Annotated in this window: 11 protein-coding genes; 8 read left to right on the forward strand and 3 right to left on the reverse strand. The window is 52.2% G+C overall.

All coding sequences use genetic code 11. From position 1 onward, the window contains the following. Positions 1-25 precede the first annotated feature (25 nt). Positions 26-790 (reverse strand): hypothetical protein, encoded by a 765-nt coding sequence (locus tag VE954_RS20065; protein ID WP_324956044.1) that lies wholly within the window; start codon positions 788-790, stop codon positions 26-28. A 329-nt stretch (positions 791-1,119) separates the two neighbouring features. Here VE954_RS20065 and VE954_RS20070 point away from each other — a divergent pair, with 329 nt between their 5' ends. From VE954_RS20070 to VE954_RS20095, 6 genes are all read left to right on the forward strand, one after another. Next, entirely contained in the window at positions 1,120-1,671 is a 552-nt protein-coding gene (locus VE954_RS20070; RefSeq protein ID WP_324956046.1) for a GNAT family N-acetyltransferase, read from the forward strand. A 63-nt stretch (positions 1,672-1,734) separates the two neighbouring features. Further along, positions 1,735-2,562 (forward strand): hypothetical protein, encoded by an 828-nt coding sequence (locus VE954_RS20075; RefSeq protein WP_324956048.1) that lies wholly within the window; start codon positions 1,735-1,737, stop codon positions 2,560-2,562. 176 nt (positions 2,563-2,738) lie between these two features. Next, the gene (locus VE954_RS20080; RefSeq protein ID WP_324956050.1) at positions 2,739-4,883 is read left to right on the forward strand and encodes a vWA domain-containing protein; all 2,145 of its coding nucleotides are present in this window, start codon (positions 2,739-2,741) and stop codon (positions 4,881-4,883) included. A gap of 12 nt (positions 4,884-4,895) precedes the next feature. Continuing rightward, positions 4,896-5,774, forward strand: a complete 879-nt coding sequence (locus tag VE954_RS20085; protein ID WP_324956052.1) for a fibrinogen-like YCDxxxxGGGW domain-containing protein — start codon at positions 4,896-4,898, stop codon at positions 5,772-5,774. A gap of 288 nt (positions 5,775-6,062) precedes the next feature. Continuing rightward, positions 6,063-7,001, forward strand: a complete 939-nt coding sequence (locus VE954_RS20090; protein WP_324956054.1) for a hypothetical protein — start codon at positions 6,063-6,065, stop codon at positions 6,999-7,001. Between the two features lie 144 nt (positions 7,002-7,145). Then, positions 7,146-7,526: a DUF2784 domain-containing protein gene (locus tag VE954_RS20095; RefSeq protein WP_324956055.1), complete on the forward strand. Its 381-nt coding sequence runs from the start codon at positions 7,146-7,148 to the stop codon at positions 7,524-7,526. Positions 7,527-7,531: 5 nt separating this feature from the next. Here the strand turns inward: VE954_RS20095 and VE954_RS20100 are convergent, their stop codons facing one another. Further along, entirely contained in the window at positions 7,532-8,740 is a 1,209-nt protein-coding gene (locus VE954_RS20100) for a cytochrome P450 (RefSeq protein ID WP_324956057.1), read from the reverse strand. A gap of 119 nt (positions 8,741-8,859) precedes the next feature. Between VE954_RS20100 and msrB the strand changes: the two genes are divergently transcribed. Continuing rightward, positions 8,860-9,393, forward strand: a complete 534-nt coding sequence (gene msrB, locus VE954_RS20105; RefSeq protein WP_324956059.1) for a peptide-methionine (R)-S-oxide reductase MsrB — start codon at positions 8,860-8,862, stop codon at positions 9,391-9,393. Positions 9,394-9,414: 21 nt separating this feature from the next. After that, on the forward strand, positions 9,415-10,041 hold the full coding sequence (gene msrA, locus VE954_RS20110) for a peptide-methionine (S)-S-oxide reductase MsrA (RefSeq protein ID WP_324956062.1): 627 nt from the start codon (positions 9,415-9,417) through the stop codon (positions 10,039-10,041). Positions 10,042-10,107: 66 nt separating this feature from the next. Here the strand turns inward: msrA and VE954_RS20115 are convergent. Then, positions 10,108-10,762, reverse strand: a 655-nt coding sequence (locus VE954_RS20115) for an ABC transporter substrate-binding protein (protein WP_324956064.1), incomplete at its 5' end; no start/stop codon positions are given.

Consider the following 10,762-nt stretch of genomic DNA (forward strand, 5'->3'; position numbering starts at 1 on the left):
GGGCGCCGCAGATAGGAGCGCCCTTTCATGTATCGAAATTGATTTCTTTTAAAGGGTCCTGGTTCTGCTCAGGATTGTCATCCACAAAGTGAAAGATATGGCGCCTTGGTAAGGGGAACCCTTGAGCGGTTTCAAAGATCTTATAAAAGTCATCTTTTTTCACCATGGGAAGCAGCTGACGTTCGCTTGCGGCGAGCTGGCTTCGGTATGTGCGCAGGTATAAAAGGCTATGCAGCGCTAGCGTTTTACCTTTCTTCAGAACCGCGCTCTGGTAGCGGTTCGCCCGGGCTTGATCGGTCTGATTATGATAGCAGCCGACCCACTGGTTGGCACAGCGGCGATAGATTTCACCACCAAAAGTCTTCAGGAAATAGTCCACCTGCTTCCGAGGGGATAAAGCCGCCATGGGATCATTCTGAAAGCCTTCCTTATGCCAACCCCAGTTGAACTGAAGAGCCCCGATATCAATGTTAGGACGTCCAACAGTTGGAGCGTCCTTGAGATTTTTCAGAAAGGCAAGCGCCTCGTCGCCGCGATAGATCTTCGGTTCGGGTCCGTTCGCCCGAACTATGGTAAAGCGGAAATTGCTTTCCTGCTGGGCGATCAACCAAAGAACATCAGGATTGGATGTTTTGCAGGCCGCTTTGGCAAATTCCTCCAGATAAGGTTGTTCGACCTTAAAGTTGACGGAGGGATTGGCTGATTTCGCGGTCTCCTGAAAAACCACTTCACAAGGCTGAAGCGAATGATACGCAGCGTAAAGAATAAGACTCAAGCTATTGAGCGCCATGTGGTGTCTTCCTGTTGTTGCTGAACTCTTATTCCTTTCTATGCAAAAAATAGCGCACAAAGCTGTCGTTTGAAGATTCGATACTTGCCTTGGCCCTTGATGTCCAAACCGAAGCTTCTGTCGAAAATGAGGACAACACCCGATTATAAATGGCAGAAATTTGTAGCGCTTTATGCCCTGCCGGCAGGATTCAACGGCCTGAGGTTGGCTCCCCTTCTATGCGAAATCGGGTTCGGTTTCCGTCCTCGGAGGGCGGCTTGCGCTTGCCAAAACCGAGCTCGTGAACAAATGTGGAGGGATTCTGCTTCCACGATGCCGAGGTCTGAATCATGAGCTCCGACATACTTCCCTTCAAAACTCAGCGACTGCTCTTGCGACGTTTTCATGAAAAGGACCTGCCGGCTTTTACGGATTATCGTAGCGATCCAGCCGTCGCACGTTATCAAAGCTGGAATCACTTCACGCTTCGTGACGCTCAGGTTTTTTTTCAGGGGCAACGGGATTTGCCTTGGGCAAAGCCTGACAGCTGGCTGCAAATTGCCTGCACTCGCCTGGACACGGACGAGCTCATAGGCGACTGCGGCTTGCACTTTCTGTCGGAACAAGGCGGGATGGAAATTGGCTTTACCGTGGCCCCACGTTTCCAGGGCCAGGGTTATGCGCGGGAAGCGGTTCAGGCCCTGTGTCATCAGCTTTTTGCCAAGACAGGCTGTCAAAGAATTCAGGCGGTGACCGACGCGCGCAACCTGGCAAGTCTGCGTCTGCTGGAACGTGTGGGTTTTCAGCAACTCGGCCATGAGCCGGAAAAAACCATTTTTAAAGGGGAACCTTGCGAAGAATGGACTTTGGTTCTGACGCCTAATTTGCTTGACAGCCTATAGGCATGTCGCTATTCAAATTGAAACATCATTTTAAAAATCTCCGACACTTTTGAGGAACTATTGATGATAAGAATCCTTGCGGCTGCATTGTTGACGCTTTCGGCGGCGCCCATGAGCCAGGCCTTTGAATCGCGAGAAGTGTTCAAAATTAGATTGCGTATCCCTGCTGGAAACTCGTACTTCGATTACCAGCTCCCGACACCTCAGAATATCAGTCCGTTTCAAGTGTTCTTCACACCAAGCGCAAGCTGTCGGGAATTTACCATGAGTCCAGCGGTCTGGTATCCAGGAGGGTCAGCGTGGGATCCTGCCAGGTTCGATGGCTCCGTCTTCACAACAGCAGACCGTGACGTTTATAGCATTCAGCTTCGTTTTCAAACACGCTTCGTCAACCAAACTTGCGACATCTCCTTGGTCACACTCCGTGATCCATCAGAACCACAACCTCAACCTGAACCGGAACCACAACCTCAGCCGCAACCCCAACCCGAACCTGAACCAGAACCACAGCCCCAGCCGGAACCAGAACCGGAACCAGAACCAGCGGGTCAGTGGCAGGAAGCCGGCACCCTCAATTTTCCAGGTGGTGATCAAAAACAGGGCAATCTTCAGTTAAATTCAGCCTACTATGCACGGGATATTGCCATCAAAGTCCCTGACGATTGTCAGGACATAAAAATCGACGAAGTGGGAATCCTGCGGCAGAACAAGTACACCAAGGCCAATCCTTTGTCGAACAGTCCAGGCGTTTACCGACTCGCCGAAATTTCGTCCTTTCGTCAGGCCCGGGTCACCATCAGTGGTCCTGAAGGGCAGAACTGTCTGATCGCTGTCCATGTTTATGATCACACGAGAATGAAAGCCAAGAGCAAGTCAACGGATCGCCTTTGATGCCGGGTGTGGACTACCGTATCTCCCGTCCCTTTACCTCAAGGTAAACAACGCAATTCCGATATAAGCCGGGCCTACAGGACGTAGTTCTGGCTTTCGCTGCTGTTTAAAAAGACAGCACAGACTCCCGCAGCGGCGGCCCGGAATTCGTTCAGATCCTAGGATGGGAGACGCTTATGATGAATGTCCTGGAAGCTAAAATATGTCGAATCCTCCTGCTTATTCCCCTGTTCCATGCCTCTGGCTGCGGCAATAAAGATTTTCAAGGTGCAACCCCCGAGCAGCAGACGCCTATTTTAGAAGCAGATGTCTCGGTCGCGCCCATGCAGGGTCAGGAGATCAATCTGCCCGCGCCTGTCGGCATGGAACCCGAGACCATCATGGGTCTCTATCCCGCGGCCCAGATCCTGTCCGACAAACTCAGTTTCACCATCGATACCCAGGACGTCAGGACAGAATTTGAGCTGAAGGATATCTACAAGGAACATCAAGAGGTTTTTCGCCAGGTCGGGCGTGACAGCCGTACTGAAAAATTTCAGCAAGGGCATCCGTCTCAAGGGAAGCAGGATGTTTTTGATCAGCAGGCAAAAAAGGGTCTCGTCGATATCCTGGTGGTGATCGACAACAGTATTTCCATGACTGAAGAGCAAAGAAATCTAAGCGACAAGATGCACGAATTGGTGGCCTCGCTCGGCAACAGCGACTGGCAGATCGGCGTCATCAACACCACGGCGGTTTATGAAAATGGCATTCCGCAATGCTTGATGAACCTGATCCGATCGACGGACACGAATGCGGCGGAAAAATTCCGATCTGCAGTCCTCGCTGGGACCAGTGGCAGTTCAAATGAGGAAGGTATTCTTCAGGCCGTTGTCGGTCTTTCCTGTCCGTCTCGCCCCTGGCTCCGGTCGCATGCATCCGTGGCTGTTCTGATCGTGTCTGACGAAGATAATTGCAGCGCGGACGGAGCGGATTGTCGCGGCAGTGTCGCCGAGAATGAGCAGTACCTCATCCAGTACGTGGAGCAAAAGCTGGGACTGGAGGTTGGCAAAAATGCGGGATTTTATGGAATTTTCTCCCCGCCGGCGGCTCCTTGCGTGACTTCTTCCAATACGGGCATTCAATATCAACGCCTGGTGAATTATAAAGCCCAGGGCATGGTCAACTATGGGAATATCTGTGATGCCAGCTACAAAACGACGTTGAATCGCATCTCGGATAACATCGCGGTCCTTCTTGGCAGTCGATTTGAACTCAAAGAAAAGCCGTTATCAGGCAGCCTCAAGCTGAAGCTCGTGCTGAATCAAGGCACGGAGCGGGTGATTCAACCCAACGAATACACCCTGAATGAGAAAACCATTATCTTTGCAGCAGGTCAGGAACCTCCGGCCCGCGCTCGCCTCGTGGCCGATTACCTGGTGCCCGGAAGACCCCTATGGAAAAAACTCTCGCTTGCGGAAAAACCGGGTCAGGGAACTCTGGACGTGCAATTCAACAATCAACCTGTCAGTGACCAGGCCTACCGCTGGGATGGGCAGACTCTGGAGTTTTATGACTTTCCACCGGCTGGCGCCTTGGTTCGCGTCAGCTATGGGTTGGATAAACCGCTCAACCGAACATTCAGTCTTTCGTCCTCGGCCCTGGGGCAGACGCTTGACGCGGAAATCAATGGTCAGCCCACGCAGGCTTTTAGCATCGATGGCCGAGGCATGGCGATCACATTTGATCCGGCTCCCACTTATGATGCCCGTATATCCTTGGCCTGGACCTCGCGCGAAGGGCCGCAGTTGACCTATGCTTTGCCTGTTGCCAAAGAAAGCAGCAGCTTTCAAATTTTGGATGGAAACAGGCTGGTGCCCTTTACGGAAAATCAGGGACTTTTCACGATTCCAGCGGACCTTCACCGACCTGGCAAAAAGCTCACGTTGCAGTATCAGATGCCTGATGCCCGCACGCGAACATTCGCGCTGGCGCATCAGCCTATTCCTCAAAGCGCGCACGTGGAAATGGGGGCCAACACCTGTCAGCTCGGTGCCGGCCTTGAGCTCCAGGATGGTCAATTGATCAGCACTTGCGGTGTCAAAAGTCGCACAGAATTTGTCGTGAGCTATCAGTATTACGAACCTCAGATGGAATTCACCCTGGCTGGCATTCAAAACCCGGACGCCGGTCTATGGAAGGTTCTGATCGATGGCGTTCCGACCCAGGACTATGTGCGTAAGGGCGCGACGTTTAGCTTTCCTTCGCCCATGGCTCCCGAATCTCAGATTGGGCTGCAGTATACGTTTCCGGTGACCCTTTCCCGTTCTTCCGGCTTATAAAGGAGCGATGGTATGGATCGCATCATGGCCTTTGGTCTCATCCTCATTCAGCTCGGCGCGTGTCAGGCGCGCCATGCCCCGCGCGCTCCTGATGAAGGTGAATCTTCCGTTATGACGGCGGATTCCCATGTTCAAGAGAACGCTGATAATGAACCCCGCGTACCGCCGCAGAAGCCGGTCGATCCCGAAGCTTCCATCACAGATTCCGTAACGCAGGACGTCGATTTTTTTCCAGAGAGCTGCCTGGCTTTGAAGACAGCTCAACCTTTTCTGCCGAGCGCTGTTTATAGCATCTACCCACAGAAGGGCGTGGTTGAGGGTATGAGCATCCAGGCCTCGTGTGATATGGAAACGGATGGCGGTGGCTGGACCTTGATTTTGAACTACAATCACAAAGGCGCCACCAATCCTGCATTAAACGTGCGGACCAACAGTCTCCCTCTCCTGGGAAGCCAGGCTTTGGGGGTCGATGAATCGCTTGTGCCGGAACATTGGGGTCATGCTGGCAATGAGTTGCTGCGATCGTTTACGGGTTTCCGCGAACTTTTGTTCTATTGCCGTTCGTCAGAAAATGCCCGGATTGTGCACTTCAAAACCAGTGACGCGGCCTGCTTATCTGCTGTTCAGTTAGGCAATGGAAGTTGTGGGAATATCAGAAACGATTTTGTTCCCATGAACGATCATACAGCGCTCCTTCCTGCTGCGGCGGACCGGGCCGAATTCGATCGGTTGAATGAAACGCTGACCTATAACACCTTTGGGAAGACGGAGGCGGAGACTCCCGATCGTATGTGGAGCATTCGCGCCGAGCCGACCCAACAGGCTTGGGAATGTGACTTCGGCACCAACAACGAGACATTTCACACCTTGCACCGCGTTTGGATGCGCTGACTTTGATCAGGGTATAACTGCGGGACTTGCGAGACGACACGGGACATTTTACACCTTGCACCGCGTTGGGATTCGCTCATCTGCGATCAGTGGATGCGAGACGACACGGATCATTCTGGGATGGATTTTCATCCCGGATCCCTGTTTTTGCTTTTCATAAAATTCATCTTTTTAATAAGAATAATCGCACGATTATCCTGCCCGTCCAGGATGGTGGTTAGCCATTGGAAATTTTCATTTGTTTTTTTTTGCTGTAGGATGGCTGCCTAACATTACCTGGAGTTTTCAGTGAAAGTTCTTTCGTTCACTTTGGTGTCTGCATTTTTGCTTTCCAGCATCGGATCCATGGCTATCGCCGCGGACAGTGATATTCGGACCGGCGGCTATCAAGGACCTCCCGGCCCCAAGGGCGATCGGGGCCCCAAGGGTGATAAGGGCGATAAGGGCGACAAGGGTGATACAGGCTGGCAAGGACCGGCTGGTCCCAAAGGGGAAAAAGGCGATGCCGGCTGGCAAGGTGTGGCTGGACCCAAGGGCGAGAAAGGCGATAAGGGTGATAAAGGTGAATCCGGACTCCCCGGTGCTGCTGGTACCGCCGGTGCTCAGGGTGCTCAGGGTGCTCAAGGGGAAAAAGGAGATAAAGGCGACAAGGGTGACATAGGACTCACGGGTCCTGTGGGTATTCCAGGAGCTAAAGGGGACACGGGTGAAAAAGGGGTCAAGGGTGACAAAGGTGACCGTGGCGCTGCTGGTCCGAAAGGCGACAAGGGTGATATAGGTCCCATGGGTTATCCTGGATACGCGGGACCTGCTGGTCCCAAAGGTGAAGCAGGGCCTGTTGGTCCCAAAGGTGACAAAGGCGACAAAGGTGAAGCAGGACCTGCTGGTCTCAAGGGTGATAAAGGTGATGCTGGACCTGCTGGTCCTAAAGGTGAAGCGGGACCTGTAGGGCTCAAAGGTGATAAAGGTGAAGTTGGCCCAAGAGGATTGCCAGGACCAGCCGGTGATGAAGGCGCTCGTGGACCTCAAGGCGTCGCTGGCCCTGCTGGTGATGAAGGTCCCCGCGGACCCAAAGGTGATGCAGGACCAGCAGGACCTCAGGGGCAAGCCGGCATCAGCTGCACGCTCGTCGATATTGGCAACGGAACCGGCAAGATTACGTGCGGTGATATCACGCTCCATGTGGTTCTCGCTTCGATTACAGATCTTGCTCCTGAAGCCGAGTGATCGACTGAGGCATCGTGATCCAGGTGAACGAAGCCAACGAAGGGTTTTCAGGCTTCGTTTAACTTGCTGCTTGCGAGACGATACAAGTGCGTAAGGGCGCGGAGCGATTCTAACAGTCCAGGCAAGAAGGTGGGATCAAGCAGAATGTGGAAGGGCTTTGCGTCGATCATACTCGCGCTGCATGTGGTTTGTTCTCTCTTCGTGCTCACCATGCCCTTGATCATACCCCTTGGTGTATGGCAGGGATGGCCATGGGTGCGGGATCCCTGGCTCCGGAACATCCATTTGGGAATTGTCCTGTTTATTGCCGCCGAGGTGATTCTTGGCAAGCCCTGTCCGCTCATGACCTGGGAAAATCGATGCCGGATACGAGCTGGAATGCCTCTCTATACGACAGGTTTCTTTGATTACTGGGTGGAAAAGCTGCTGAAAATACCCTTCAAGGATTGGATGTTTGAAAGTATATTTTTTCTCGTGGGAGCTTCGACCGTGGCTGAATACTTCCTGCTGGGCCCTGTGCATTAGATACCTTAGCGTTGTGATTTTGTCTGGCGTCCCATCTTATAGCTTCGCCACAGGGCTCCCAGGAATTTTCGCAGCTGATAGCCGGATTCGGCCAAGCCTTGTTTCCCATCATTGTTACGTCCGCTGAAGCGATGCTGTCTTGCCGGTTGAATCTGCGCCTCAGGCACATGAACGAGCAAGGCTCTCAGCATTTCGACCATCAGATGACTCGCCAGCATCTTACCGAGGCACATTCGTTTTCCAGCGCCAAAGACCAGATTTTGATAGGGGTGAGGGACCGCATCGTCGAGCCAGGCGTTGGGGTTGAACGATGCATCCTGTTTAAATTGATCGAGTGGAATGAAGATCTGCGTTCCTGCCTTCATAAGCCGGTCTTTAAGCTGGAGGTCCCGCGTCAGCTCACGCTCCAGGATCGGGAAGGGATGCTGCAGACGGATCGATTCCATGATGATCGCATTGAGATATTTCAAATCGCTGCTTAAAGCCTTCTCACGAGCCAGCTGATAATACTGAGGTTCCTTGCGCAGAAACGCGAAGGTGGCAACCATGATGTCACTGACATTGATTTGGGGAGAGATCATAAAGGGCTGGCCAAACACGGAAAGCCATATCAAGGGATCACTGCATTCCTGGAGCCCGGCCCGATATTTCGAGATGCTGACGATGGACAATAGGCGCTGCGTGAACTGGCTTTTGATGTCAGCATCGCCTTGACCTTTCACGGCGATTTCTTTCCGCCATTCTATTGAACTTTGGTAGAACAGGGTTTCATCCGCAGGGCTGATAGCGGTATCGAACAGGAGTTCATACAGCGTGCGAAGCGCGAGCCTGGAAATGGCTTCGGAGTCCACGCTGCGAGTAGGTTCGTGGGCGATCTCGAGCGCCAGTTTTTGAATGGCGTTATCCATAAGGCCAGCCAGCGCGTCCTTCCACCTGAGGCCGCGCAGAACTTTGCTGCAGCTGTCGGCCAGCTCTTTCCATCTGGGGCCGTCTTCTGACTCGATGGAGTAAAGGGGACGCCAGGCAGGAATCGCGAAAATTGTTTCAATAAAGCTGCCCTTGGTTTCTGAGCTTGCCAGCGCGCGTGCACACTCGATCGGATCGCTATCGAGAATGACCACGTTTTTGCCTTGTAACCAGGCACAGAGCCGAATAAAGGACGTTCGGAGTTCAAACGGCCCCTCACCATAGCGAATTAACGACGCAGCTTTCATGCCCGCCCCTTTGTTTTTACCAAACTACGTGTTTTACCCTAAAATGAACCCTGAGAAAATGACTCAAGGCAAAATTTCAAAAAAAATGTAAATCTGGTCGTGTGAAAAGGAGGTCATCCATGTTCAACATGAAGTTTATTCACCTGGCGGTTGCCTGCGTTCTGTTCAGTACGGTGGGTCTGGCGTTGGACTTCCGTCAGTATAAGAAACCCGATGCGGCGACTTTGAAGAAGCAGCTGACGGAAGAACAGTTTGATGTCACACAGAAGGACAGCACAGAGAGAGCCTTTAAGAACGCTTATTGGAATCTTAAAGAAGACGGGATCTATGTCGATATCGTGTCGGGCGAGCCCCTGTTTAGCTCGCTGGATAAATACGATTCCGGCACAGGTTGGCCCAGCTTCACCAAACCCATTGTGTCAGGAGCTGTGACGGAAAAAGCCGATCGAGGATTGTTTGGAGTTCGAACGGAAATCCGATCCCGCTATGCTGATTCCCACCTTGGGCATGTATTTCCCGATGGTCCAAAACCTACGGGACTGCGTTACTGCATGAATTCGGCGGCCCTGCGTTTTATACCTGCAGACAAGTTAAAAACTGAAGGTTATGAAGAATTTGTAAGTTTATTCTCTGCCTCACCTCAAAAGCCTTGATGGCCTGGAAAGGTTAATTTTATGCTGAAGTCCTGGTTTGCCCATATTGCCATGCTTTGTATCTTGGCTGTTGCTGGCCACGCCGGCGCTCAAGGAACACCATCTGCAGCCCCTCGAACGGAGCGGGCTGTTTTTGCTGGAGGCTGCTTTTGGTGTATGGAAGCGCCTTTTGATAAAATCCCCGGTGTGCTGGCCGTAACCGTTGGTTACATAGGAGGGACCAAGGACAATCCCACCTACGAGGAAGTCTCGGCAGGTCGAACGGGACATACCGAGGCGGTTGAGCTGGTGTTTGACCCTAAACTGGTCAGTTATAAAAAACTGCTCCATGTTTTTTGGCGACAAATCGATCCAACAACCCCTGATGCCCAGTTCTGCGATCGCGGTTCTCAGTATCGGTCCGGAATCTTCTACTTGAACGAAGAGCAAAGGAAGGACGCTGAAGCATCCAAGGATGAATTGCAGAAGACGGGGCCTTTCAAAGGCAAGATCGTGACGGAAATTACCAAAGCCGGACGCTTTTATGCTGCTGAAGATTATCATCAGCATTACTACAAAAAAAATCCGATCCGTTACAAATATTATCGATCTTCGTGCGGTCGTGACAAAGTCCTGGATTCGTTCTGGGGCTCCGGCCGGGACAAGTGAGGAGGAGGCTGGTTTGGCCAGCCTAGGGGGCATTCCATGACAAAGACCGGCTCAAAGGTCCGCATGTCAATCGTGACTCCACGGCTTCATTCCATAGCGTTCTAAAATCTTATGAAGCTGCTGCGAATCCCGCAGTTTGTGCATGCCACGATCGAGGCTGTCGGCGATCGACTGCGTCCGTTTCAGTTGCTTTATAGAAAATCCGACACCCAGCTTCTCCTTGCCCAGGCATCCGGCTTCACGAAAGTCATCTCTGATAAGGTTATTCTTGAGGGAATAGGAATAAACATCGGACGTGATGATGATGGCATCGGTACGATCATCGGCCAGGAAATCAAAAATCTTGCGTGTGAAACCGGCTGATCCGGCGAACTCGAAGACAGAAATCTGGTTCCTGTTCTGGTGCACGAATTCTTCCATTCGTCCAAGACCCGAGTCTTTGAGATAGGACATCCTGCGCCCCAGCAGATCTTTGTAGCTGCTGAATTTCCACTGGCTGTCTTTCTTCGTGTAAAAGCAATACTCCTGATAGCCGACAGCTTCGCGCCCAAACAGGAATTGGGGGTAGCCCACGACAGTCGGTGTGAGAAGACCGTCGAAATTTCCCTTCTTCACTTCATGCATGGCGCGTAGCCACGGCATGTAACTGATCTGTGTGGTTATCCCCTCGGCTGCGAACGCGGCAACAACGATCTCAATTATGTAGCCTTTATGTTCATGG

The organism is Oligoflexus sp., from assembly GCF_035638955.1.
Classification (GTDB): domain Bacteria; phylum Bdellovibrionota_B; class Oligoflexia; order Oligoflexales; family Oligoflexaceae; genus Oligoflexus.